The sequence below is a fragment of the Glutamicibacter sp. MNS18 genome, assembly GCF_026107515.2.
Taxonomy (GTDB): domain Bacteria; phylum Actinomycetota; class Actinomycetes; order Actinomycetales; family Micrococcaceae; genus Glutamicibacter.
The window spans coordinates 196,822-221,310 of record NZ_JAPCHW010000007.1; the positions used below are offsets into that span (position 1 = coordinate 196,822).

Here is a 24,489-nt window from a genome sequence, read left to right on the forward strand (position 1 = left end):
CAAGGACATGGATCGTGAGCCAAGAGAAGTGAGAGACCGGATGAAGAAACGACAGCTGACCCAAATCCTCGGCGGTGCCGCCATCGCGGCACTGGCACTCTCGGCCTGTGGCACCCCCACCGGTTCGACGCCCACCGCCAGCGAATCCCCGGACACCGAAACCCAACCAACGGAGAGCACCGTGGACCAGGAAGCCCTGCTGCAGATCCAGGACAAGCTCTCGGCGGAACTGGGCCAGAGTTTCGTCCAGGGCTGGATCCAGGACGGCCAGATGCATGTGGCCACCACCGACGAATCCAGCACCGGGCAAATCGAGGCTGCCGGGGCGGTGCCCACCGTGGTGGAGTTCAACGCCCAGCAGCTGCGTGAGGGCATCGCACAGATCATGAACTGGCAGGCGCAGCAGGACGATCCGATCCGTACCGCCATCCACGGCTATGAGCTCAACGGCAAGGAAGGCGGGCTGATCCTGCGCGTGGATCCGGGGCATATCGACGAGGTCAAGGCACTGCTGGATGAGGCCCAGCCGGCCGGGCAGATCCCGCTGAGCTTTGCCCCGAGTACCGGCATCGCCAGCCCCGCGGCCGGCTAACCGCCGCACCGGTTCCCGCAGACACGCCGGCCCGCGAACGCATCACGCGTCGCGGGCCGGCGTTGTCGCGCCAAGGGAGGTAAACCGGAGGCGCTATACCGCGCCGCTGGGCTGCGTATCAACGAACCGGGCGGCCAGCTGCTGCCGGTTCTTCGCCCCGGTGCGCCGGTAGAGCTTGGTCAGCCGGGCTTCCACGGCACTGACCGAGATGTACAGTTCCTTGGCAATGGCCTTGTTGGTCAGTCCCTCGTGGACCATGCGCACCACCTCGAACTCCTCGCGGCTCAGGTCCACCGGGGCGCTGGCCGCCGCAACCGGGTTACGCACCGCCAGGCAGTCCTCCACGTTGACCACCCAGGCCTTGGCACCCAGGGAACGGTAGAGCGACCGCGCGGCCACCAGGTGCTCGCGTGCGGCTTCCGGCTGGCCCATGGCCCGCAGCCGGTTGCCCAGCGCGTGGCGCACCCGGGCCAACTCGAACGGGCTGTCCGAAGGGGTCCACTCCTCGATCAGTGCGCGGAACCGGGGCAGCGAGGCCTCGGACTCCAGCACCATCGCCTGGGCCAGCCGCATGGTCAGCTTGGCCCGGCGACCGGGGACCTGGTTCATCTGGTGCTGCCGGGCCCGGTATTCGGCCACCGCCTCCTCGGCACGCCCCAGCATCACCAGTGCCTCGATCAGGTGGGTGGTGGTACGCACGTAGCGGATATCCGCCGCCCCCTGGTAGATGTGCAGGGTGCGGCGGTAGGCCTCCACGGCCCGTTCGTGCTGGGCGTTCATCAGCGCGTTGTCCCCGGCCAGCATCGAGATCCGGGCCAGCAACTTCGGGCTCATCTCGCCCATCACGTGCGGCTGCATGCTCTCGAAGTAGGCACCGGCCATATCCTGGCGGTTCTTGTTCATCCAGTACCAGGCCTGGATCAGCTGCGGCATGGGTTCAAGCAGCGCCGGTCCATCCACGGCGATCCAGCGTTCCACCAGCGCCATCGCCCGGGGCAGGTTCTCGTTCTGGATCGCATTGGCCGCGGACAGCAGCAGGGTCAGCCGTTGCATCAGCAGGTTCGGTTCGCTGCCGGCCGGGGTCAACCGGGACAGCACCTCGCGGGCCTCCTGGTGGTATCCGGTATTCAGCAGGGCCAGGGCCAGCGACTGCTTGACTTCCAGACCCAGCCCGTCACCCGGGGCGACCAGCAGCTGCTGGTGCATGCCCAGCACCGTGGCGTGGTCCAGTTCCAACGCGGCGAGCAGGATCTTGGCCTGGGTCAGGCGTACCTGCTGCCCGGTTGCGGCACCGTTGAGCAGGGCGGTGGCCCCGTCCAGGGCGGTGCGGGCCGCCGCGGCCTCCTCACGCAGCGCATGGGCGCAGGCCGTCGCGGCCAGCAGCTTCCCGCAGGCCGCGGCATGGTCCTGTTGGTGGGTGCTGACCAGGACGGAGACATCCACCTCCGGGGCCGGGCGCCCGGCGATGGCGGCGATTTCCACGTGCAAGGTGGCCAGGCGTAGTTCCGTGGCCGCATCCGGGGAACGGCGCTGGGCGAAGCGCAGGTAGCGTTGGGCGGTTTCCAGTCTCACGGCGAGGAAGAACTCCGCGGCCAGGTCGGTGAGCACGGTGGGCAACCGCGGATCGGTGCTGGCCAGGTTCAGGGAGCGCTCCGAGACCTCGACGGCCGCGGTGACCTGCCCGCCGAGCAGCAGCTCCTTGGCCTGCTGCGCCAGGTCGATCGCCGGCACCCGGGCACTGTGCACAAAACTGTGGTGGAACATCCGCAACGCCGGGCAGGAGGTGGCCGCCTGCAGCTGCCCATGCAGTTCCCGCCGGTGCTCCACCGCCAGCGACCAGTACACGGCCGAGCGCAGGGCGGTATCGCGCAGTTCCACATACGGTCCCACGGTTTCCAGCAGCCCCTGGTGCAGCAGTTCATCCAGCCCGTCGGGATCCGCCTCGATGCCCAGCAGCGCCGCCCGTTCGCACAGCGGCCCCATGGCCGCCAGCTGCAGCAGCCTTTCCTGCCCGGGGTCCAGGGACGCGAGCAGCGAGGGCAGCGCCGCGGTGTACTCGATGGTGGGATGCAAGGGCAGGCACAGCGGGCTCTGTCCGCGCAGCTGGCGGTGGGTGAGCATCTCCAGCTGCGCCAGGATCGCCCCGGGCACCCCGTGGGCCTGGGCGGTGACCAGGGAGAGCACCGAGGTGTCGGCTGCCGGGCCGGCATGCTGCCGGGCCAGGTCCAGGGATTCGGTGCCGGTCAGTTCATGCAGCTTGATCACCTGGATGGCGGCCAGTTCCGCGGGCACCGGGTTGCGGGTGATGGTGCCAACGAATTTGGTCCGGATCCGTTGCATCTTGGTGGCCAGGAAGCTGATGACCTTCAGGCTGGCCGGGTCCATGAGATCCAGATCGTCCAGCAGTACCACGGTGCCCGGTTTGAGCCGCTCGGGCAGCATCACTTGCAGGTGACGGGCCACCGCGAAGGTGTCCACCGGTTCGCCGGGGAAGGTCGGAAGGAAGGGTTCCAGGTCGATCTGCTCGTCCAGTTCCAGGTTGGATAGCAGCATCATCACCCCGGACAGCGGCCAGTCCGACTCGCCGGGGCTGGTGCGCAGGAAGGTGTGCGGCTGACCGGCCAACCGGTCCGAGAGCCTGTCCAGGACCCAGGACTTGCCTGCACCGGGGCTGCCGGAGATCAGGATGGCAGCATCCCTGGGCCCGCTGATCTTGGACACGAGGGTGGCGAGCAGGTTCTTGCGACTACGCATGGCACCACCTTGCGGTGCAGGGGCAGACCATCCGGGGCGCCCGATGCGCAGCGGATACCGCCTGTCGTCCCGGGTGCCTGCCCGGGGTCCCTGAAATGCTCGGCGTCAATGTTCCCCCAATGTCCTGCTGAATCGCCTGGTCCTTACCCGTTGCCCCTCACGAAGTCCCGACCTTATCCGGTAATCCGAGATTACTGCATGTGGCAACCCGTGGAGCTGTTAGTCAACGAGTATAGACAAATAAAATTTGATGTACCGGTCGCCGGCTAATATTTCGATGCGGCGCGTCGCGGAACGGCACACGCTGGTTTCATCATCAAGCCGATGGCTGAAATCGCCCGGATCCGGCGCAGGGCAGCCTCCGGGTGGGGTGGCCCCACGGAGTGTAGGGGATTGTGGGGTTCTCCCCACAAGGCGGCCAGGGTACTGGCACAAATCCCGGAGTGCGGTAATTCTGGGATTGCCTGGTCACCAGTGCCCTCACGGCGGTTCTGCGAGCGTCCCGCCGATGAGGGCCCCGTGCGATCAAGGCAGCTGTCCAGGGGCAGGTCCGCCCTTGGGGCCCGCAGCACTGCGGGTGCGGAACTGGCAGCCGGCGGCGACGCCGTGGCCAACAGCCGTGGTGGGTGTGCACGCAGTGCGAGTCGTGTGCACCCGCCACTTTCCTGACACGGGACGGCAGCCCGGTGCGCATGCTCTTCGTGGGCGCATCACACGTGGCGTGCCGGGAGCCGGTGGCAATCATGCGCTATCGTGAAGTGCACGCATTAAGTACGGCACTAAGGGGATACGTGAGCGCCGAATCCGGTGAAGCCAAGGGCCAGGAGCCGCACCTTTTATCCAAGACGTGGCGGTTGTTGCGCGAGATCCTGATTATCCTGGTCATTGCCGTGGGTCTGTCCCTGCTGATCAAGACCTTCTTCTTCCGGGCCTACTTCATTCCCTCGGGTTCCATGGAAAACACCCTGCAGATCGACGACCGGATCTTTGCCAACCTGATGGTCCCCGGCCCCTTCGACCTGCAGCGCGGGGACGTGGTGGTCTTCCGGGACGACGACGGTTGGCTGCCACCGCTCATGGTGGACCAGAACGCCGCGCAGAAGGCGCTGAGCTTCATCGGACTGCTGCCCGAACAGGATGAGCAGTACCTGGTCAAGCGCATCATCGGCATGCCAGGGGATACCGTGGAATGCTGCAACAGCGATGGCCGGCTGGCCATCAACGGAACCGCCATCGATGAACCCTACGTCTACCCGGGGGATACCCCCAGCGATATCCCGTTCTCGGTCACCGTACCCGAAGGCAAGATCTGGGTGCTGGGCGACCACCGTGGAGCCAGCGCCGACTCGCGCTACCACATGGACAGCAACGGGGGCTTCGTCGATATCGACACCGTCCAGGGCAAGGCGCAGGTGATCTCCTGGCCGCTCTCGCGCTGGTCCGTAGTGGATTCGCACCATGAGGTCTTCGACGCGGTCCCGGATGCCGGCGCCAACTAACCCCACCCCCACATCATCGAAGGAAGCTGGCGACGCGTGCCGAGGAAAGCCACCGGGAAACCAACCACCCTGGATCACGAGCGGGCCCTGGCCGCCGACACCGCAGCGACCTACATCGGCGCGGTGGACGAGGTCGGTCGCGGCTCGCTGGCCGGCCCGGTCACCGTGGGCATGGTCGTCATCGACATCAACCAGGTCACCGAATTCCCCGAACTGCGCGACTCCAAGCTGCTGGATGCCAATGTGCGCACAGAACTGGTCGACAGTATCCGGCACTGGGCCGTGGGCTACGGGGTGGGGCACGCCTCGGCCCCGGAAATCGACGAGCTGGGGATGACCGCGGCCCTGCGCCTGGCCGGCACCCGCGCGGCGGCGCAGTGCGCCGTGGCACCGCAGGCGGCGCTGGTCGACGGCAGCTACGACTGGCTCTCGGCCACCGAGCCGGACCTCTTCGACCTGCTGGAACCGGCCACCGAGCCCAGCGGCCTGCATATCCCCGTGCGCACCCTCATCAAGGGCGACATGACCTGCCAGGCCATTGCCGCGGCCTCGATCCTGGCCAAGGTCGAACGCGATGGGATCATGACCGGCGCGGCCTTGCGGCATCCGGCCTACGGGTGGGAGGTCAACAAGGGCTATGCCACCGCATCGCACCGCCAGGCCATCGCGGAACACGGGCCCAGCCCGCTGCACCGGCTGAGCTGGCGCTTGACTTCCGGTAGTGAAAAGACTGAGAGTGAAGCCAGAGGAAGTGAGGGAGACTAATGGGCGCCGAAGACCTGGAAAACTATGAATCGAATCTTGAACTCAAGCTGTACCGCGAGTACAAGGATGTCGCCTCGCTTTTCAACTACGTGGTGGAAACCGAACGCCGCTTCTACCTGGCCAACCAGGTGGAGCTGAATACGCTGTCCAATGCCGGCGAGGTGTACTTCGAACTGAACCTGACCGATGCGTGGGTCTGGGACATCTACCGGCAGGGGCGGTTCGTGAAGTCGGTGAAGGTGCTGACCTTCAAGGACGTGAACATCGAGGAACTGAACCGCAGTGAGCTGCAGATCCCCAAGGAGGGGATCTCCGGCTAGCCGGAGATCCGCCGGAAGGACAAGACCGTGGCCCGGACCCCCGCAAGGGGTCCGGGCCACGGTCTTTTCTTGCCGCGAGGAATGACTAGGAGGTCATGCCCTCGACGAACTCCGGGTTCGCTTCCATCCACTGCTTGACCAGCGGCTGGTAGTCATCGGTGTCGTTCTCGACGAACAGCAGGTTCTCCAGGTCGTAGAGGGTTTCCAGGTCCATCTCGAAGTTGTTGAACCAGCCGGCGACTTCCGCGTGGTCATCGCTGAATCCGCCGCGGGCGAAGCTGTGGATCGATTCGGTGCCGCCCAGGGCGCCCTTGGGATCCTCGAGGTTCTTGATCGGGAAGGAGGCGTAGGCCCAGTGCGGCTCCCACAGGGTGACCACGATGTTCTCGCCATTATCGGTGGCGGTCTGCAGCTCGGTGAGCATGGCGGCGGTCGAGCTGACGGAGAAGTCCATGCCCTCCAGGCCGTACTCCGGGATGACCGAATTCTGCACCGTATTGGTCAACCCTGCACCGGCCTCGATGCCCACGATCTTGTTGCCGAATTCGCCGGCATTCGCGGCCAGGTCCTCCAGCGAATCGATCGGGGCGTCCTCGTTGACCGCGACGGTCAGCTTGGACTCGTTGTTCCAGGCCCCGAGGTCCTCGATCTGGCTTCCGAACTTCTCCAGGTACTCCTTGTGGGTGACCGGCAGCCACACGTCGGTGGTCAGGTCGTAGTCCCCATCGGACAGGCCCTGGAACAGCGGGGCGACATCCGAGTAGGTCAGCTCGACATCGTAGCCTTGCTCCTCAAGCACCGCCTTCCACAGCTCGGAGGTCGCAATACCCTCATCCCAGCCATTGAACACGGCGATGGTCAGCTCACCCTTGGATTCCCCAGCGGCCCCGGTGGTACCACCATCGTCACTTCCGCAAGCGGTCAGTGCCAGGGCGGCTGCGGCCGTAACCGCACCGAACTTCAGCAAACGATTCTTCATCATGTTCGTATTTCCTTTCCGCGGTGCCACGGTATCTCCGCGGTACCACCGGCACCGCGAACGGTGCCAGCGGCGGGACCGGGTGTGGCCGGCCCCGCCGGTAAGTCTTGGAGCCTTCGGTGCTACGCGGCCAGTTCCTGCTCGCGGGCGGTCCGGGCGGCCTTGCGCTTCTTCATCAGCAGCGCAAACACCCCGGATTGCCGGCCGAAGGCGTTGGTCAGCCGGTCCAGGATCATCGCCAGGATGACCACGGCCAAACCGGCCTCGACACCCAGCGCGGTATCCAGCCGCGACAGCGAGGAGATCACGTCTCCACCCAGGCCTCCGGCGCCGACCATGCCGGCGATGACGACCATTGACAGCGAGAGCATGATGACCTGGTTGACACCGGCCATGATGGTCGGCAGGGCCAGCGGCAGCTGGATCTGGCGCATGATGCGTCCGGGGGAGGAGCCGAAGGCGTAGCCGGCCTCCACCACTTCCTTGTCCACCGAACGGATGCCCAGTTCGGTGAAGCGCACGCCGGGAGCCAGCGCGAAGACGATGGTTGCCACGATGCCCGGGGCGACACCCACACGGAAGAGCATCAGTGCCGGGATCAGGTAGACGAACGCCGGCATGGTTTGCAGGAAGTCCAGCACCGGGCGAACGATGTTGGACACCGTGGTGGACTTGGCCGCCCAGATGCCCAGGGGCAAGGCGATCAGCAGCGCCCAGAAGGTGGCGACCAGGACCAGGGCCAGGGTGACCATGGCGTTGGTCCACTGGTTCATCCCCACGATCAGCACCAGGCCGAGCACGGAGCCGAGCATGAACTGCCAGCCGCGGGCCAGCAGGGAGATCACGCCCACGGCGATGATCACCACCCAGAAGGGCGGGGTGCCCAGCACCATGTACAGGGCATCGTACATTTCAATGAAAATGGTACGCAGCACCGAGAACAGCCCGGACAGGTTGTTAATGATCCAGTCGATACCCTTTTCGGCGGTATCGCCCAGTGGAATACGGAACTCATCCATTAGCTGGCCTCCGGACTATTCTTCAGGGCCTGCTCGACAACGTCGCTGGGCAGCGGCTTGTCCAGGATGGCCATTTCCTCGGTGGGCGGGTTGGTTTGGGCCAGGGCGGCCAGCAGGGTCACCCGCGGGATCACGCCCAGCAGCCGGCCTTCGCTGTCGGTGACCGAGACCGGCAGCGGGGACTCCACGGCCGGGACGAACAGTTCGGACAGCGGGGTGTCGCGGTTCACCGTCTCCAGGGGCTGGATCTTGGACTCGATGGAGCTCTCCGACTTACGCACCAGCTTCAGCGCATCGCGGTCCGAGATCATCCCCACCACCTTGCGGTCGCGTCCGGTGACGATGGCCGCGGAGAGGAACTGGTCGCGCATGGTGCGCAGGGCCGAGCGCGGTCCGGCATTGGACTGGATCACCGCGTGGGTCGGCACCATGACAGAGGATGCGGTCAGCACCCGGGCCCGGTCCACATCCTGCACGAACTGGGCCACGTAGTCGTTGGCCGGGTCCATCAGGATCTCCTCCGGGGTGCCCACCTGCACGATCTGCCCGTCGCGCATCACCGCGATCCGGTCCCCGAGGAACATGGCCTCGTTCAGATCGTGGGTGATGAACACGATGGTCTTGTTCAAGGTGGCCTGCAGCTCAACCAGCTGCTCCTGCATTTCACGGCGGATCAGCGGATCCAGTGCCGAGAACGCCTCGTCCATCAGCAACAGCTCGGTGTCGGCCGCCAGCGCGCGGGCGATACCCACACGCTGCTGCATGCCGCCGGAGAGCTCGCTGGGCATCTTGTCGCCCCAGCCATCCAGCCCGACCATCTTGAGCATCTTGGCCGCGGCACCCAGCCGTTCGGCCTTGCCCACACCCTGCTGCTCCAGCGGGTAGGCAACGTTGTCCAGGACACTGCGGTGCGGCAACAACGCGAAATGCTGGAAGACCATCGAGACCCGTCGGCGGCGTACTTCACGCAGCCGTTTGGTTGAGATCCCGGTGATGGTGTCCCCTCCGAGCACCACGGTGCCCTCGGTGGCCTCCCACAACCCATTCAGGGTGCGGATGAGGGTCGACTTGCCGGAACCCGACAGTCCCATGACGACAAAAATTTCGCCTTCCTTCACTTCGAAGGAGGCATCGATAACGGCGGCGGTCGTCGTGGAGGGCAGTTGGTCCCTGGTCGCGCCCGCCCTAAGCTTCTTGACCGCGTCTTTCGGTTTGCGGCCGAAAACCTTGTAAAGGTTTTCGACCTTCACAGCGATATTGGTGCTCATGTTCTCCACTGCCCGTCTACCGCTCACGCGGTACGGGCCGGTAGCGGACCGGCAGGATTTTTGGCGCTCGACTCGTAGCCGAACGGAACTGGTAGCGAGTGTTCATCCTGGCTGACGCGATCCAAAGGAGCAACTTCTAGACCGCGTGTGGTCCTTGGTTTCTTTGCTGGCGGTCGTGTCGGACGCGTCGCCGCCGGAATCCCAGCCTAACAACACCGGCGGTCGGTTCTCACATTCACACGCATCAATCCTCTCAGAATTGCTCCAAGTCTAGGGCGAATTTGCCGCATGATCCCGGGGGTATCGGCGAAGTTATGAAAATGTTATGCGTCGCTGTCCACAAAGCGCCCAAATCAGCGTTCGAGCCCTGAATTCACTGGCGATACTGGCGGGATAAATGCGGAATTCAGGTAGGGGTTGGGACATGGGGCAGCACAAACAGCGCTTGGGACGGGCCGGCGAGGAGGTGGCCGCCGAATATTTATCCGGCATCGGACACCGGATATTGGCTAGGAATTGGCGTACGAGTACGGGGGAATTGGACCTGATTTCGGTAGCCGGGGAGCAGCTAATAGCGGTGGAAGTCAAGACCCGGACCAGTGACAAATTCGGGACGGCATTCGAGGCGATTAACGCCGCGAAATTCCGGAGAATCCATCGGCTGATCCGGCAGTGGGCGAGGGAAAACAACCTCATGACCATGCAGGTCAGAGTGGATGTGCTCTGCATCTACAAGGAGAACGTTGGCTGGCGGATCGAGCATCACCGGCAGGTGGGATCATGACGCTTGCCAGAACCCGTTGCGTCGGGCTGGACGGACTGGGCGGGACCTTGGTGGAGGTCGAGGCCGACCTTGGATCGGGTATCCCCGGATTCATCATCCTGGGGTTGCCCGACGCGTCCCTGCGCGAGGCCCGGGAGCGCATCAAATCAGCGGCCCGCAATTGTGGGATCCCGCTGGCAAACCGCAAACTCACCGTGAACCTCTCACCTGCCACCGTGCAGAAATACGGATCCGGGTTCGACCTGGCCATTGTGTTGGCCGCGCTCGGCGCCGACCAGCAGATCAGGCCCTGCGCCCGGACCGTGTACCTGGCCGAACTGGGTTTGGATGGCAGCCTGCGACCCATCCCCGGGATCCTGCCGGCCATGTTGGTGGCAATGGCCGCCGGGGCCACCAGCTTCCTGGTCAGCCAGGCCAACGAGGCCGAAGCCAACCTGGTTCCCGGGGCGCAAGTGCGCTCCGCCGCCCACCTGACCCAGGTGCTCGAACTCTTCGGGGCACCGGCTGAAAGACTGCGTCCGAGCCTGCGACATGCCGCCCGTACCGAGGACCAGGCGCCGCCGATACCACCACCCCCGGACCTGGCCGAGGTCAATGGGCAGCACGAAGCCCGTTGGGCGTTGGAAGTGGCCGCGGTAGGAGGTCACCACCTGCTGATGACCGGCCCGGCCGGAGCCGGCAAAACACTGCTGGCCAGGTGCCTGCCCGGGATCCTACCCCCGCTGGAGGCCCAGCACGCGCTGGAGGTGGCTGCCATCCGCTCGCTGACCGCGAACGGGCCGGCACCGGTCACCGGGTTGGACAGCCAGCCGCCGTTCATCGCCCCGCACCATACCTCATCAACAGCCTCGTTGCTCGGCGGAGGCACGCGGCAGGTGAAGCTCGGGGCGGTGACCCGCGCGCACCGCGGCATACTGTTCCTCGACGAGGCCCCGGAATTCTCCTCCGGGGTGCTCGACGCGCTGCGCCAACCGCTGGAGGACGGGGAGGTCTGCGTGGCCCGCGCCCGGATCAACGCCAGGCTGCCGGCCCGGTTCCAGCTGGTGCTGGCCGCCAACCCCTGCCCCTGCGGACGCAATTACGGTAGCGGGAGCGGCTGCGACTGCACACCGATGCAACGCCGGCGATATTTCACCAGGCTCTCCGGTCCGATCCTGGACCGGATCGACCTGCAGCTGGCGATCACCCCGGTGTCGGCCAGCCAGATCCTTGGCAGGCAACGCAACGAGCCCAGTTCCCAGGTGCGTGCCCGTGTCCTGGCGGCGCGTGAACGCACTCGGGGCCGTCTGGCGGCATGGGGGATCAGCTGCAATGCCGGGGTGCCCGGCAGCATTCTGCGCCACCAGCTGGATTACGCCCCGGGAACGATGGGCCACCTGCGGAATCTGGCTGTCCGGGCCGAACTCTCGGCGCGCGGCATCGACCGCGTATTGCGCGTGGCCTGGAGTATTTCGGATCTGAACCAGCACCCCGCACCCACCACCGAAGACCTGGACCTGGCCGTGTACCTGCGGCAGAACATCGAAAGCTGAGCATCATGGTACTCTCGACTGCCCCCGATTCGCGTGAACGTCTCTACACCCAGCTGAGCTTCCTGATCGAAGCCAATGACTACGTGGCCGGGGCGCTGATGAAGTTGATCGGCGCCGAGGAGCTACTGAAACTGATCCACCGACCGGACTGGTACCCGGCGGACCTGGACCTGCAGGTCAGCGAGGAATTGGGCATCTGCCCGTCGGCGGGGAACCAGATCAACTTCACGACGGCACTCAAGCGCTGGCGCCGCCGGATAGCGTACGCTCCGGATCCGCAGTCCTTGCTTGATGGCATCGGCCGCGTCGGTGGGGGAATCCTCACCCCGCAGAGCGATCTCTGGCCGTCACAACTCGACGACCTGGGACTGGGTGCACCCCTGTGCCTGTGGTGGCGCAGCAGCAATCCGCAACGGCTGGCCGGCCAGCAGCTCGGGCGCAACGTCGGCATCGTCGGGTCACGGGACAGCAGCGACTACGGCAACCAGGTCACCCGTGAACTGGCACTCGGGCTGGCCCAGCGCGGCGTGTGCATCGTCAGTGGCGGTGCCTACGGAGTCGATGCCGCAGCCCACCATGCGGCGCTGCAGGCCGAGGTGAGTGACCTGTCGGCTGCCCCGACCATCGCTTTCCTGGCCGGCGGCTTGGATCGGCTATACCCGGCGGGAAACAGCGCCCTGCTCAACCAGGTCATCGACCGTGGGGTGCTGCTCTCGGAAGCTCCCCCGGGAACCACTCCGGCACGTTTCAGGTTCCTGAATCGGAATCGGCTAATCGCGGCGTTTTGCCACCTGATTGTGGTCACCGAGGCCCGATTCCGTTCCGGCGCGCTGAACACCGCCCGGCAGGCGGTGGAACTGGGCCGGGAGGTGGCGGTGATCCCCGGAAGCGTCTTCTCCCCGAACTCCGTGGGAACCCACCGGCTGCTGCGTGCGGGGGAGGCCGGGCTGATCACCAATGTCCAGGATGCCCTTGAACTGCTGCCCGGGGTTCTCGTGCAGGATGCCCAACCGCAACTGGTCCCGCAGGCCGCACGGGCCACCGACGGGCTCAGCTCCGAACAGGCCCTGATCCTGGACGTGCTTTCGCGCACCAGATGCGCGGTGGTCGATGAGCTCTGCGCCCGTAGCGGCGTGCCGGCCATGCAAACCCTGCGGGCACTGCATGTGTTGCAGCACCGGGGGCAGGCGACGGCCGAAGACAGCGGGTGGAAAAGGGTGGGGCTCTGAGCCGCACACGTGGTACAACACGGTAGATTGAAGGTGATGAGTACGAGACACCCCGATAGCGGTACACCGGAGATCGGCCCGGAGCAGTTGCAGGTGCTGGAGGACTACCTGGGCTACCTGCTGTACCAGCGTGGCCGCAGCGAGAATACGGTGCGTGCCTACGAATCGGATCTGCGCTCGCTACTGGGCTATCTGGCCGGCCGGAGCGCGGCTGGGCTTGATCAGGTGCGCATCGAGCACCTGCGCGGTTGGCTGGGGCACTTGCAGGATGCGGGGCTGGGTCGAACCAGCATGGCCCGGAAGATCTCGGCCGCGAAGAATTTCTTCGCCTGGACGTTGCGTGAGAAGCTCCTCGACGAGGATCCGGCCCTGCGTCTGCAGGCGCCCAAGAAGGAACGCCGGCTGCCGCAGGTATTGCAGCCAAGCCAGGTCGAACGACTACTTCGGGACATCAAGATCCCGCAACCCGTTGCCCGCGCAGAATCCGGCGGCGCAGCTGACCTGCCCAGCGAACGCGAGGCCGCCGTGGCGGTACGCAACCAGGTCATCGGCGAGATCCTCTACGCCAGTGGGCTACGTATCAGCGAGCTGGTGACACTGGATGTGGCGGACGTGGATTTCGAGCGCCGTGCCCTGCGCGTGCTGGGCAAGGGAAATAAGGAACGGATGGTGCCGTTCGGATTGCCGGCGCAACGCGCGCTGCAACTGTGGTTGGACCATGCGCGTCCGGTGCTGGCCACCGACGCCAGCGACCGTGCCTTGTTGCTGGGAGTCCGGGGCGGACGGTTGAACGTGCGTCAGGCCCGCGATGTGATCGCCAAGGCCCTGCACAAGCTGGGGGACACGGCTGCCAGCGGACCGCACGCATTGCGCCATACGGTGGCCACCCACCTGCTGGATGGCGGTGCGGACCTGCGCGCCGTGCAGGAGTTCCTGGGCCACTCCTCACTGGCCACCACCCAGCTGTATACCCATGTATCGGTGGACCGCTTGCGCCAGAGCTATCGGCAGGCCCATCCGCGAGCCTGAACATTCACCCAATGTTTGGGGCAAATCCCCTTTCAGCTGGCGAAAGCACCCCGTTGTCAGGCAAGATAGGAGTACATCGCTCAGCGAGCTGGATTCTGTTGTGGTTGACGTAGGGGAAGACGATCAACACGATAACGGAGGATGGCATGTCTGCGTCGATAACCAGGGGAGTAGTATTCATTCACTCGGCCCCTGCTGCGCTATGCCCGCATCTGGAGTGGGCCATCGGGTCGGTGCTCGAACGTCCAGTGAAATTGGACTGGACCGAGCAGGAAGCCGCACCCGGGCTTCGTCGCGCAGAAATGCAGTGGAATGCCCCACAGGGAACCGGGGCGATTCTCGCCTCGGCCATGCGCGGCTGGCAACACCTCCGCTTCGAAATCACCGAGGAACCCAGCCGCGGCTGCGATGGCAGCCGCTGGTCCTTCACCCCCGAGCTCGGGATCTTCCATGCCACCGTCGACACCGCCGGCAACATCATGGTTAGCGAGGACCGTATCCGTTGGGCGTATGAGAAGGGCGATGGCAACCCTTCGGTGTTCTACCAGGAAATGTCCATCGCGTTGGGCGAAGCCTGGGACGAGGAACTGGAACCCTTCCGCCATGCAGGTGAAGGAGCTCCTGTGCGCTGGCTCAACCAGGTGGTTTAGCCAATAGTCATCAAGTCTCCGAGTGAGTTGTCACGAGCCACTCGGTTGATGCCCCACATGGTGCGGGGTGTTACCACAATAGGTGAAGGGGCCCCACCGGGCCCCTTTGCTCTGCCCGGCAATCCAGGTAGCCACGGGCTCCAGGCCAGGGCCGGCGTAGTAGGGCTGGTGCTCCGCCCGTGCTAACGCACCACGTCGAAGACCATTTTCTGGACCCCGTTGGCATAAGACTCGGACTCAACCAGATCCAGTTTTTGGGTCGGCAGTTCGGCGCTGCTGAACAGCCGCCGGCCTTCTCCAAGCAGCAACGGGAAAACCAGCAGGTGATAGCGGTCCACCAGTTTGTGCTCCTGCAGGCAGTGAACCAGTTCCAGGCTGCCATGGACGGTGATCGGCCCGCCGTCCGAAGCACGCAGCCGGGCCACATCGGCCATGGAGCGCAGGATACTGGTCTGACCCCACCCGGGGTGCAGGTCCCGTTCCTGTAGCGTGCTGGAGACCACGAATTTGGGCTGGTCGTTGTAATCGGCGAATTCCTCGTCCATATCCGGCCAGACGGCGCTGAAGGAGTCATAGGATTTGCGGCCCAGCAGCATGCCGGTGGATTCGGACTGTTCGCTGGCCTTGAGCTCGTAGACGGCATCGAGGTGTTCAACCTCGGTGAAGGTCCAGCCGGTATTGCGGTAGCCCTCCTCGCCTCCCGGAGCCTCCGCGACGCCGTCCAGGGAGATGAATGCCGTGACGATCAGGGTGCGCATGGTGTGCCTTCCGCAGACTCTTCGGTTTCCTCCAAGCTACCGTGACGGGCTGTGCTTGCAAAGGGTTCGCGGGGCATCGACGGGCTTAACCGGGTCTGTGGCGGCAGCCCCCACCGGTAATGCGGGGGCTGCCGCCACAGGAAGTTAGGTGCGGAACCTAGATGCTGCGGATGGCCACCACGGCATTGTGCCCGCCGAAACCGAAGGAGTTGTTCAGCGCGACGATCGATCCCTCGCGCAGCTCCTTGGGCTCACCGGTGACGACCTTGAGCGGGATCTGCGGATCCTGGTTCTCCAGGTTGATGGTCACCGGGGTGGTGCGGTTGTAGATGGCCAGGGTGGTCAGCACCGACTCCACGGCGCCGGAGGCACCGAGCAGGTGGCCCATTTGCGATTTGGTGGCCGAGACCCACACGTCATCGAGCGCGTCGCCCAGGGCGGCACGCAGTGCGGTGTACTCCGGCACGTCGCCCACCGGGGTGGAGGTGGCGTGCGCGTTGACGTGCACGACATCCTCGGGCTGGATCCGCCCGTCGAACATGGCGGCCTTCAACGCACGAGTGGCACCCAGGCCCTCCGGGTCCGGGGCGGTGATGTGGTGGGCGTCGGCGGTGACCGAGGACCCGGCCAGCTCTGCGTAGATACGCGCCCCGCGGGCCAGGGCATGCTCCTCGGCTTCCAGTACCAAGGCACCGGCGCCTTCGCCCATCACGAAGCCGTCGCGGTCCACATCGTAGGGCCGAGAGGCCCCGGCCGGGTTGTCATTGCGCTTGCTCAACGCCTGCATCGAGGCGAAGGCGGCGATCGGCATCGGGTGGATGGCCGCTTCGGCGCCACCGACCATCACCACGTCGGCCTTGCCCGAGCGGATCAGATCCAGTCCCACATGCATGGCCTCGGTGCCCGAGGCGCAGGCGGAGACCGGGGTATGTGCCCCGCCCTTGGCGCCCAGGTCCAGGGAGACCGCGGCGGCCGGCCCATTGGGCATCAGCATCGGCACGGTCATCGGAAGCACGCGGCGCGGGCCCTTGGCCTTGAGGGTGTCCCAGGCGTCCAGCAGGGTCCACACCCCGCCGATGCCGGTGGCGAAGGCCACCGACAGGCGGTCCTTGTCCACCTCCTCGATGCCCGAGTCCTTCCAGGCTTCGCGGGAAGCCACCACGGCGAACTGCGTGGACGGGTCCATGCGCTTCATCTCCACGCGGGACAGGGTCTCGCTGGCTGGGTTCGAGGCCCGGGCTGCGAAGGTCACCGGAAGCTGGAATTCCTCCACCCATTCGTCGGTCAAGGTGGCTGCTCCGGATACACCCTTCAGGGCGTTGGCCCACAGGGTGGGGACATCTCCACCGATCGGGGTGGTGGCTCCGAGACCGGTGATCACTACTTTGCGCGCCATCGTCTAACTCTCTACTGGGCGGGAATCAAAATCTTGGGGTGGTGGGCGCCTGGGCGTCCCACCGGTGCGGGATCCGCACGGTGAAGCGCATGGTCCGGCAGGTTGCAACTATGCCGCCGGACCATGCAGGCTTCGGGGTGTTCTCCGGGGCCGGATCTCCGGTCCCGGAAGGCCGGGTGCTTAGCCCTGGGCCGAAACGATGAAGCTGACGGCGTCGCCGACGGTCTTGAGGTTCTTGACTTCCTCGTCCGGGATCTTCACGTCGAACTTCTCCTCGGCGTTGACCACGATGGTCATCATCGAGATCGAGTCGATGTCCAGGTCCTCGGTGAAGGACTTGTCCAGCTGCACGTCTGCTTCGTCCAGGCCGGTTTCTTCGTTGACGATTTCGGCGAGGCCCGCCAGGATTTCTTCGTTGCTAGCCATGGATGGCTCCTTTTCTTGTGTTGTGCCGGTGATACCGACGATGATCTGGGCGCGATTCCTTCCCGCACGGGGAGGAGGGGTACGCCCGGCTTGGTGAAAATTTCACTGCGCCGTCAAGTGTTTAGTTTATGGCAGGAGGACGACCTGGGCGCCGAAGACAAGCCCGGCACCGAATCCGATTTGCAGGGCCAGCCCGCCGGAGACCTCCGGGTGTTCGCGGCGCAGCCGGTCCATCGCCATCGGGATGGAGGCCGAGGAGGTGTTCCCGTTCTCCGCGATATCCCGGGCCACCAGCACCGACTCGGGCAGTTTCAGCTGCTTGACCATCTCGTCGATGATGCGCATATTCGCCTGGTGCGGCAGGAAGGCGGCCAGGTCGGAGGCCTGGATCCCGGCGTCCTCCAGGGCCTTGCGGGCCATCTTGGCCATTTCCCACACGGCCCAGCGGAAGACGGTCTGCCCGTCCTGGCGCAGGGTGGGCCACAGCTTGGCCTCGCTGGAGGCCATGACCGAATCGCCCGCGGTGGCCTGTTCGGCGTCCAGCACCACATCGCGCAGTTCCAGCTGCGAGTGCGTCATCCCGATGGCGGACCACTTCCCGCCATCCGAACCCCACACCGAGGGGGAGATGCCGGGGGTGTCGCTGGCCCCCACCACCACCGCGCCGGCACCGTCGCCGAGCAGGAAGGAGATGGTGCGCTCGTGGTTGTCGATGTAGTCGGAGAGCTTCTCCGCGCCGATGACCAGCACGTTCTGCGCCAGCCCGGCGCGCACCAGGGCGTCGGCCTGGGCCACCGCGTAGCAGTAGCCGGCGCAGGCCGCGGAGATGTCGTAGGCCGGGGCCGGGGTCAGCCCCAGCCGGTCGGCCACCGCGGCCGCGGCCGAGGGGGTGGCGTGCGGGAAGGTCACCGTGGCGACGATGACCGCGCCGATCTGATCCGGTTCCAGCCCGGCGTCGCTGATCGCCGAGCGTCCGGCATTTTCGCACATGTCCAGCAGTGAGGTGTTCTCATCGGCCCGGTGGCGGGTGACGATGCCGGTGCGCTGCTGGATCCACTCGTCGGAGGAATCGATCCACTGGCAGACATCCTCGTTGGTGACCACCACGTCCGGACGATAGGAGCCGGTGCCCAGGATGCGGCTGTGGGCATTGGGCGTGAGTTGGTTCAGTACGGCGCTCATGGTTGCTTCTTTCCTTGAATCCGTGCCTCGCGGGTGGGGCGTGGGTGGGCTAGGCGGTGTGTTCGGCGATGAAGGCCTTCGCGGCCTCCAGATCGGCCGGGGTCTTGACAGCCAGGGTCTTCACACCCTTCAGGCCGCGGCGGGCCAGACCCACCAGGGTGCCGGCCGGGGCCAGCTCCAGCAGGCCGGTGACTCCCAGGCCTGCCAGCTGGTCCATGCACTGGTCCCAGCGCACCGGACGGGAAACCTGTGCCACCAGGGACTCAAGGTTCGCAGCGCCATCGGTCACGGCCTGGCCGTCGTAGTTCGACAGCAGCGGACGTACCGGGTCCTGCGGGGCCAGTGAGCCGGAGAGTTCCTCCAGCACGCCCACGGCCGGAGCCATATGCGCGGTGTGGAAGGCGCCGGCGACCTTCAACGGGATCACCCGGGCCTTGGCCGGCGGGTTGGAGGTGAACGCCTCGATCTGCTCGATGGTGCCGGCGGCGACCACCTGGCCCCCGCCGTTGATATTGGCCGGGGTCAGCCCGGCGGCCTCGATCGCGGAGAGTACCTCGTCGGCATCCCCGCCCAGTACCGCGGCCATCCCGGTGGGTTGTACGGCGGCGGCCTGGGCCATGGCGTTGGCGCGTTCGCGCACGAAGGCCATTGCATCGGCTTCGCCCAGGGCGCCAGCCAGCGCGGAGGCGGTGATCTCACCGACCGAGTGGCCGGCCAGCACTGAGTTGGCCGGCAGCTGCGCACCGAACAGTGCCCGGGCGGTCACCAAGCCGGCGGCCACGATCAGTGGCTGGGCCACCGCGGTGTCCTTGATGGTCTCCTCATCGGAGATGGTCCCGTGGGCCACGAGGTCGCGTCCGGTCAGTTCGGAAAGCTCCCCCAGGTGCTCGCGTACACCGGCCACGTCAAGCCAGTCGGTCAAGAATCCTGGGGTCTGGGAGCCCTGTCCCGGGCATACAATTGCTAGCACTCTTCCAGCTTTCCAAATAAGGGGAGGGTTTCGCTCATTATTTCAGTACCAAGCTCGCGGCACCTCTTTGTAGGAATTCTACAAAGATCTCCGTCGGGCTGTCGAGAAAACCCCATCAAACCACGTCTTTGTGTTCCAGCATACTGTGCGCACCCTCCAAAAACCGTCTCGGGAGCACTAGCCGCGGGCCTCGCGCAGGCGTCCGACCAGTAGCGCGGTTTGCAGCACGAAGGCATCCCTGGGGACCAGCGGATCCCACCCGGTGACCTCGCTAACCCGCTTCATCCGGTAGCGCACCGTATTGGCATGTACGAAGAGCTCACGTGCGGTGCCCTCCAGCGAATGCCCCAGGGCCAGGTAGCTGGCCAGGGTTTCGGTCAGTGCGTTGCTGGCCTGCTGCAACGGCTGGTAGACCCGCTCATAGAGGGCGTCGGCGGCCAGCGGATCCCCGTTGACCACGCGTTCGGGCAACAGGTCGTCGGCCGCCACGGGTTGCTCGGCCTCGGGCCAGCCGGCCGCCGCGGAATAGCCGGCCATCGCCGCGGCGGCACCGTAGTGCATTTCCTTCACGGTGGGAGCCAGTGGCGAGTACACCACCGGGCCCGGGCCGAAGAGCTTGACGAAACGCGAAAGGTCCGTGTCCTCGAAACGGGTGTCCGAGAGCATCAGGATCGCCCGGTCGCCCAGGATGCCGATGAGTGAGTCCCGTCCGAAGCGCACGGCCACCCGGCGCAGGGCCGAGACGAAGTTCACCGGGGGGGAAGCCGGGGTGGTGCCCACCATGATCCGGATGTTCTGCTGGGACTTCCAGCCGATGGCCGCGATCCGGCTGGAGAGCGAGTCCTGCGATTCACCATGCAGCACCGCGTCCACCACATGGGCTTCGAGCCTCGAGTCCCAGGCACCGCGGGTTTCGGCGGCCCGGGCGTAAACATCGGCGGCGGCGAAGGCCACTTCGCGGGAGTAGCGCAGCACCGCCTCGCGCAACTGCCCCTGCTCGGATTCGGCGACGATGTCCGGGACCTGGGACTCGACGACTTCCACGATGGTGCGCAGCAGCGCCAGCGCCTTCTGCAGGCTGATCGACCGGGTCAGTTCGGTGGGGGCGGCGCCGAAGACGTCGGTCATCACCCAGGCCGGGGTGGATTCGGGGTGTTCGTACCAGTTCACGAAGGTGGCTATGCCCTTTTGCGCCACCAACCCGAGCGCTGCCCGTTCCTCGGGTTCCAGGGACCGGTACCAGGGCAGGGACTGGTCCAGGTATTTCAGCGCCGTCGTGGACAGCACGCCCAGATGGGATTTGAGCCGTTTGATCGTCTCCGGGCTGGGCTTGGCCAGACGGCTGCTCCGGGTCCGGGCGGAGACGGCTTCGGCCTTGTCGTTCATGGTTAAGAGCATACTCACTGGGGCGCGAACAGCTTAACGGTCCAGCTGTGACATGAAGTGGGCCACTTCGTCGGCGAAACGTTGTGGCGAATCGAGCCGGGGGCTGTGTCCCGCGCCAGGGAAAATGACCAGTCGCGCCCTGGGCATCAGGGCGGAGCGCCGTTGCTGTACGCTGCCATCCACCAGCGGGTCGGCATCACCCCAGAGGAGCAGCACCGGGCAGGTAATGCGCGGCAGGTCGGCGCGGTCGTCGTATTCCAGCATGCCGGTGGACAGCCGCTGCCAGACGTGGGCGGGGACCTTGGCCACGTCGTTGATCTCTTCCTCGGCGCGGCGGGTCTCGGCGTGGCTGGTGGCTCCGTTGCGGACGAATTGCGCAATGAAATCGTGATCGATGGGATCACGCAACAGCGCCAGCGATCCGGTGACGAAGTCGGCAAATGCCGGGTGCTCGACCATGGCGGCGGGGGAGGCTTCCAGGATCAATCCGGCCACGTGGCGTGGAGAATCCAGGGCCAGTCGGCGAACCATCAGGCAGGAACCCGAATGCCCTACCAGCACTGGTTGTTGAAGATCCAGGATCGCCAGCGCCTGGGACAGGTCGGCGGCCAGGTCCCGGATGCCCTAGCCGTCGGCGGGTTTGTCCGAATTTCCGTGTCCCCGAGGTGACATGGTCACGGCTCGCACCGAGGTGGGTAGTGCATCCAGCCCCGGATGATAGCTGCGCCAGGAATCCGTTGGGCCGGGAAGCAACAGTACGGCTGGTGCGTGGCATGACCCCTGAACCACGTAGTCCAGTCGGATTGAATCCGAGATGCTCAGCTGCGAGTAGATCCGGTTCATGTTCACTCCCACTATGGAGGATGGCCTCCCGGTTTCGGGAGCCATCGCCCACGACCGGGGTGACGCCCAGTGTAGGCCCAATGGCGGGAGCGGATAAAGGCCGATTCCGGACGCCGGGGATACCCGAGGGAGCTACTTCTCCCGATCAGTCCGGTCTGGTCCGGCCAGGTTTGCCGAAAGCCCGAACACGTGGTGTGTCTCGAGTCGAGTTGAACGCCTGGATGGCGTACATGGACGGGCCTAGGGTCAGGTCGCTGATCGCCTCTGGGGTACTACTTGGCCGCAAGGAAGTCGGTGTGTCCACGCCTGATGGCAGGCGTGTCTGACGACGACATTGGGGAAGTCTCAACCATGTGCTGGTCGCGCCGATCTGGGCATCCCGACGCATATAGAGTTAAAGCAATATCGTACACGGTCTATTATGAGAGTGTGCACTGGGATGTGCGGCTTTGGAAGGACGTGGCTTCGTGGGTCCTTGAGTTCGATGATGAGACCTACCATCTGGTCGCCGCGGCGATCCCGGTTGGAGTCCGAGTGGCCCGCACGTGGGAGGCTGACCGCAGACCGGATTAAAGGCTCTCGCCACCACAACATGAAGGAGTTTCGCCCCGGTTCTGCCGGACGCAGCAAGGTTAGGATCCTCTTCGCTTTCGACCCTAAACGCCGAGCCATTCTGTTGGTCGCAGGAGACAAGACGGGCAGGTGGAAGCAATGGTACGAACAGAACATCCCGATAGCCGATGAACGATTCGATGAGTGGCTCGACGGTGAGGTGGAATGAAATGAGCAATGCCAATACCGTGTCGTGGAACGACGTGCGCGCCCAACGCCCGGTCGACGAAGTCGCAGTGGCCAAGCATGTCGCCCGGATGGGGGCTGAGGAACGAGCCTACCGGCTCCGCGAGATCCGTGAAGAGCAGGGTGTGACCCAGAAGGAACTCGCCGACCGCATGGCACTCACCCAGCCCACTATATCCGCCCTCGAAGCCGGTGATATCGAGCGCTCCGGCCTCGCCACGCTGAAGGCCTACGTCGAAGCCCTTGGTGGCAACCTCGAAGTCACAGCTACCTTCGGCAGTCGAAAACTTGTCCTGTCGTCCAAGGACTGAAACAGAACCTGCCGATGTCGAATGTCAACAAGTGATCGGATTCACGTTGTAGGTGAGTATCGATGATGTCCTGCGGCGCATCGCCAACCGGGCCTTCTTCGGCAAGCTTTGCCTCAGTGCACACGCAAAGATCACGGGTCGTCCACGGGGCCGATCAAAGTGTTCAGTAGTACCCATATAGAGGTAGCAGCGGCCCGCTGAGCGCGGCAAGAAGATTGAAAAAAGTGCCGACCCCTGGGCGGTGTGCAAGGCATCGCCTATCCGTAGAGCCCGTTATGTACGGTCTGTTTAGGTGTATGGATCGCACAAGGCGTATCAAAGCGTGCTAATACGCGCTCATTGGGTCATTTGTGACACCCGCCAGAACCAGCAGAAAACCCGCTCTGTTCAGTCTGTTCAGACTAGTCAGAGCGGGTTACTTATTGGTGGGCCCTACCGGGATCGAACCGATGACATTCACGGTGTAAACGTGACGCTCTACCAGCTGAGCTAAAGGCCCTAACCTTGCCGGCCTGAGGGATTATCCCTTGCCAACAGGGAATAACTTTACTGATCTTTGTTCATGCGCGCAAATCGCAACGCAGTGATCTGGCTCTCTTGCTGGTTCTAGGTTTCCATGGCGTGAATGTATTGTTCCAGGCTTCGCGGTTGGTCCAGTCCGGTTTCGAACCCGCGGATGATGATGCCGTCCTTGATGTACAGGCTGACACGACGGGCTACTCCACGTTCGGTATCAAAGGCACCAAGCAGTGATGCCACCCCGCCATGGGGCCAGAAATCCGCCAGTAGTTCGAAGTCGATGCCTTCTTGCTCGGCATAGGAGCGTAGCGCGAACTTGTGGTCGACGGATACTGCTAGCAAGCGCACCGAGCGGTCATGGAATAGTTGCAGGTTTGCCTGCAACTGAGCCAGTTCGGATCCACAGACCCGGGAAAATGCCCAAGGGTAGAAAACAAGGAACACCTTGCCAACCGATAGATCGGTCGACAAGATGCGTTCCCCGTATTGGTTCTCTAGTTGGAACACCGGGAGGTGTTCCCCGATATTCATGGATTAGTTCTTACGGCGCTGGACCAGTCGAGTAGCGGACCACTCCCTGGAGACGCCTTCGCTGCTGGTGACATGCAAGCCGGCAGTAGGCGCATCCTGCTGGACCAGGCTCGGTGCGACATGGCCATCACGTCCCTGCTTGGGGGTCAATAGCCAGACAACACCATTGTCCTCAAGGTTCGACAGTGCATCCATTAGCGCGTCGGCCAGGTCCCCGTCGCCATCGCGCCACCAGAAGATCACGGCATCTACAACGTCATGGTCCTCTTCCGTGAGCAGTTCAGAGCCAATCAAATCCTCGATGGACTCACGAAGGTCGTAGTCCACGTCATCGTCATATCCCAATTCCTGGACCAGGTCTTCATCTTTGAAACCCAACTTCTTCGCGGGTTCCACATTTGCCGATACGGCGTCGCTCACTTCATTCCTCCTGCTGGTGCAAAGCGTTAGTACCAACGAAACACGCTTTTGCCTGCCCATTCAAGCGCTAGCGATACAACACGCCGGTATTTTCCCTTGACCTCCGAGTGTTACATATCTCGATGTCAGGTGCATCTATAAAGATACACCTTGTCGTTGTTGTATAGCTCACTCAATTTTGGTCATTTTTCGCTTCCGGCGACGAAATCATGTCCACAAATCACGACAAGTCGAACTAGAGTTGAAGGTGAACGGACAAAGCACGCCACTCCAGTGCGCACCTGTCTGTAATCCCACTCATGTCGGTGTCTGAAACTCACCGCCGGCATGTAGCCGCTTCAATAAAAGGAGTAACCGTGGCTATCGAGGAACATATCTCCCAGATCCGTAGTGGTCTGACGTATCAGCTCTCTGATCGGGATCCGGAAGAGACCCAGGAATGGTTGGATTCTTTTGATTCGTTGATCGAGTCGCAGGGGACCGAGCGGGCCCAGTTCATTATCCGGTCGTTGTTGCAGCGGGCCGGGGC

Annotated in this window: 26 protein-coding genes and 1 tRNA gene; 12 read left to right on the plus strand and 15 right to left on the minus strand. The window is 64.4% G+C overall.

What is annotated here, in order from left to right; translation table 11 throughout:
* Positions 1-40: 40 nt before the first annotated feature.
* Positions 41-592: a hypothetical protein gene (locus OK351_RS12130; protein ID WP_265159275.1), complete on the plus strand. Its 552-nt coding sequence runs from the start codon at positions 41-43 to the stop codon at positions 590-592.
* A gap of 93 nt (positions 593-685) precedes the next feature.
* Here the strand turns inward: OK351_RS12130 and OK351_RS12135 are convergent, their stop codons facing one another.
* Positions 686-3,346: a helix-turn-helix transcriptional regulator gene (locus tag OK351_RS12135; protein ID WP_265159277.1), complete on the minus strand. Its 2,661-nt coding sequence runs from the start codon at positions 3,344-3,346 to the stop codon at positions 686-688.
* Between the two features lie 743 nt (positions 3,347-4,089).
* On the opposite strand from OK351_RS12135, the gene lepB reads away from it, so the two are divergent.
* Genes lepB through OK351_RS12150 form a run of 3 tightly spaced genes read left to right on the plus strand, consistent with a single transcriptional unit; the run spans position 4,090 to position 5,930 of the window.
* A complete protein-coding gene (gene lepB / locus OK351_RS12140; protein WP_265159279.1) occupies positions 4,090-4,845 on the plus strand; it encodes a signal peptidase I in 756 nt (251 codons plus the stop codon).
* 36 nt (positions 4,846-4,881) lie between these two features.
* Positions 4,882-5,610 (plus strand): ribonuclease HII, encoded by a 729-nt coding sequence (locus OK351_RS12145; protein ID WP_265159281.1) that lies wholly within the window; start codon positions 4,882-4,884, stop codon positions 5,608-5,610.
* The gene (locus OK351_RS12150; protein WP_265159283.1) at positions 5,610-5,930 is read left to right on the plus strand and encodes a DUF2469 domain-containing protein; all 321 of its coding nucleotides are present in this window, start codon (positions 5,610-5,612) and stop codon (positions 5,928-5,930) included. The genes OK351_RS12145 and OK351_RS12150 overlap by 1 nt, the downstream gene beginning before the upstream one ends.
* An 85-nt stretch (positions 5,931-6,015) precedes the next feature.
* Here OK351_RS12150 and OK351_RS12155 read toward each other — a convergent pair whose 3' ends face one another.
* The 3 genes from OK351_RS12155 to OK351_RS12165 all read right to left on the minus strand — a co-directional run bounded on the left by OK351_RS12155 (position 6,016) and on the right by OK351_RS12165 (position 9,196).
* Positions 6,016-6,912: a glycine betaine ABC transporter substrate-binding protein gene (locus tag OK351_RS12155; RefSeq protein WP_371931434.1), complete on the minus strand. Its 897-nt coding sequence runs from the start codon at positions 6,910-6,912 to the stop codon at positions 6,016-6,018.
* A 119-nt stretch (positions 6,913-7,031) separates the two neighbouring features.
* Complete coding sequence (locus tag OK351_RS12160) at positions 7,032-7,928, minus strand: ABC transporter permease (RefSeq protein ID WP_265159285.1); 897 nt, start codon at positions 7,926-7,928, stop codon at positions 7,032-7,034.
* Positions 7,928-9,196: a quaternary amine ABC transporter ATP-binding protein gene (locus tag OK351_RS12165; RefSeq protein WP_265159287.1), complete on the minus strand. Its 1,269-nt coding sequence runs from the start codon at positions 9,194-9,196 to the stop codon at positions 7,928-7,930. The genes OK351_RS12160 and OK351_RS12165 overlap by 1 nt, the downstream gene beginning before the upstream one ends.
* Positions 9,197-9,620: 424 nt before the next feature.
* Between OK351_RS12165 and OK351_RS12170 the strand changes: the two genes are divergently transcribed.
* The 5 genes from OK351_RS12170 to OK351_RS12190 all read left to right on the plus strand — a co-directional run bounded on the left by OK351_RS12170 (position 9,621) and on the right by OK351_RS12190 (position 14,420).
* Positions 9,621-9,980, plus strand: coding sequence for a YraN family protein (locus tag OK351_RS12170; RefSeq protein WP_265159289.1), 360 nt, complete (start codon positions 9,621-9,623; stop codon positions 9,978-9,980).
* The gene (locus OK351_RS12175) at positions 9,977-11,512 is read left to right on the plus strand and encodes a YifB family Mg chelatase-like AAA ATPase (RefSeq protein WP_265159291.1); all 1,536 of its coding nucleotides are present in this window, start codon (positions 9,977-9,979) and stop codon (positions 11,510-11,512) included. Before OK351_RS12170 ends, OK351_RS12175 begins: the two co-directional genes overlap by 4 nt.
* A 5-nt stretch (positions 11,513-11,517) precedes the next feature.
* Positions 11,518-12,741, plus strand: coding sequence for a DNA-processing protein DprA (gene dprA / locus OK351_RS12180; protein ID WP_265159293.1), 1,224 nt, complete (start codon positions 11,518-11,520; stop codon positions 12,739-12,741).
* Positions 12,742-12,777: 36 nt separating this feature from the next.
* Positions 12,778-13,770 carry a tyrosine recombinase XerC gene (locus OK351_RS12185; RefSeq protein ID WP_265159295.1) on the plus strand — a complete coding sequence of 331 codons (993 nt, stop codon included), beginning with the start codon at positions 12,778-12,780 and terminating at the stop codon, positions 13,768-13,770.
* Between the two features lie 146 nt (positions 13,771-13,916).
* Entirely contained in the window at positions 13,917-14,420 is a 504-nt protein-coding gene (locus OK351_RS12190; RefSeq protein WP_265159297.1) for a DUF3145 domain-containing protein, read from the plus strand.
* 182 nt (positions 14,421-14,602) lie between these two features.
* Here OK351_RS12190 and OK351_RS12195 read toward each other — a convergent pair whose 3' ends face one another.
* The 8 genes from OK351_RS12195 to OK351_RS12230 form a co-directional block, all read right to left on the minus strand.
* On the minus strand, positions 14,603-15,178 hold the full coding sequence (locus OK351_RS12195) for a dihydrofolate reductase family protein (protein ID WP_265159299.1): 576 nt from the start codon (positions 15,176-15,178) through the stop codon (positions 14,603-14,605).
* Positions 15,179-15,335: 157 nt separating this feature from the next.
* Entirely contained in the window at positions 15,336-16,574 is a 1,239-nt protein-coding gene (locus OK351_RS12200; RefSeq protein WP_265159301.1) for a beta-ketoacyl-[acyl-carrier-protein] synthase family protein, read from the minus strand.
* 180 nt (positions 16,575-16,754) lie between these two features.
* On the minus strand, positions 16,755-17,000 hold the full coding sequence (locus tag OK351_RS12205) for an acyl carrier protein (protein WP_265159302.1): 246 nt from the start codon (positions 16,998-17,000) through the stop codon (positions 16,755-16,757).
* 126 nt (positions 17,001-17,126) lie between these two features.
* On the minus strand, positions 17,127-18,182 hold the full coding sequence (locus OK351_RS12210) for a beta-ketoacyl-ACP synthase III (protein WP_265159303.1): 1,056 nt from the start codon (positions 18,180-18,182) through the stop codon (positions 17,127-17,129).
* Between the two features lie 49 nt (positions 18,183-18,231).
* Positions 18,232-19,152 (minus strand): ACP S-malonyltransferase, encoded by a 921-nt coding sequence (locus OK351_RS12215; RefSeq protein WP_265159304.1) that lies wholly within the window; start codon positions 19,150-19,152, stop codon positions 18,232-18,234.
* A 177-nt stretch (positions 19,153-19,329) separates the two neighbouring features.
* Entirely contained in the window at positions 19,330-20,538 is a 1,209-nt protein-coding gene (locus OK351_RS12220; RefSeq protein WP_265159305.1) for a PucR family transcriptional regulator, read from the minus strand.
* 33 nt (positions 20,539-20,571) lie between these two features.
* Entirely contained in the window at positions 20,572-21,159 is a 588-nt protein-coding gene (locus OK351_RS12225; protein WP_306349487.1) for an alpha/beta fold hydrolase, read from the minus strand.
* A 3-nt stretch (positions 21,160-21,162) separates the two neighbouring features.
* Complete coding sequence (locus tag OK351_RS12230; protein WP_265159307.1) at positions 21,163-21,381, minus strand: alpha/beta fold hydrolase; 219 nt, start codon at positions 21,379-21,381, stop codon at positions 21,163-21,165.
* A 487-nt stretch (positions 21,382-21,868) separates the two neighbouring features.
* On the opposite strand from OK351_RS12230, the gene OK351_RS12235 reads away from it, so the two are divergent.
* Together OK351_RS12235 and OK351_RS12240 are read left to right on the plus strand one after the other, a co-directional pair.
* Positions 21,869-22,162 (plus strand): type II toxin-antitoxin system RelE/ParE family toxin, encoded by a 294-nt coding sequence (locus tag OK351_RS12235; RefSeq protein ID WP_265159330.1) that lies wholly within the window; start codon positions 21,869-21,871, stop codon positions 22,160-22,162.
* A gap of 1 nt (position 22,163) precedes the next feature.
* Positions 22,164-22,490 (plus strand): helix-turn-helix domain-containing protein, encoded by a 327-nt coding sequence (locus tag OK351_RS12240; protein WP_265159308.1) that lies wholly within the window; start codon positions 22,164-22,166, stop codon positions 22,488-22,490.
* Positions 22,491-22,913: 423 nt separating this feature from the next.
* On the opposite strand, the gene OK351_RS12245 is transcribed toward OK351_RS12240, so the two are convergent.
* The 3 genes from OK351_RS12245 to OK351_RS12255 all read right to left on the minus strand — a co-directional run bounded on the left by OK351_RS12245 (position 22,914) and on the right by OK351_RS12255 (position 24,020).
* Positions 22,914-22,989, minus strand: a tRNA-Val gene (locus tag OK351_RS12245).
* 107 nt (positions 22,990-23,096) lie between these two features.
* Entirely contained in the window at positions 23,097-23,540 is a 444-nt protein-coding gene (locus tag OK351_RS12250; RefSeq protein ID WP_265159309.1) for a redoxin domain-containing protein, read from the minus strand.
* A 3-nt stretch (positions 23,541-23,543) separates the two neighbouring features.
* Positions 23,544-24,020 carry a DUF3052 domain-containing protein gene (locus OK351_RS12255; protein WP_371931435.1) on the minus strand — a complete coding sequence of 159 codons (477 nt, stop codon included), beginning with the start codon at positions 24,018-24,020 and terminating at the stop codon, positions 23,544-23,546.
* Between the two features lie 239 nt (positions 24,021-24,259).
* Here OK351_RS12255 and OK351_RS12260 point away from each other — a divergent pair.
* The coding region (locus OK351_RS12260; RefSeq protein ID WP_265159315.1) for a hypothetical protein at positions 24,260-24,489 on the plus strand (230 nt) is incomplete at its 3' end.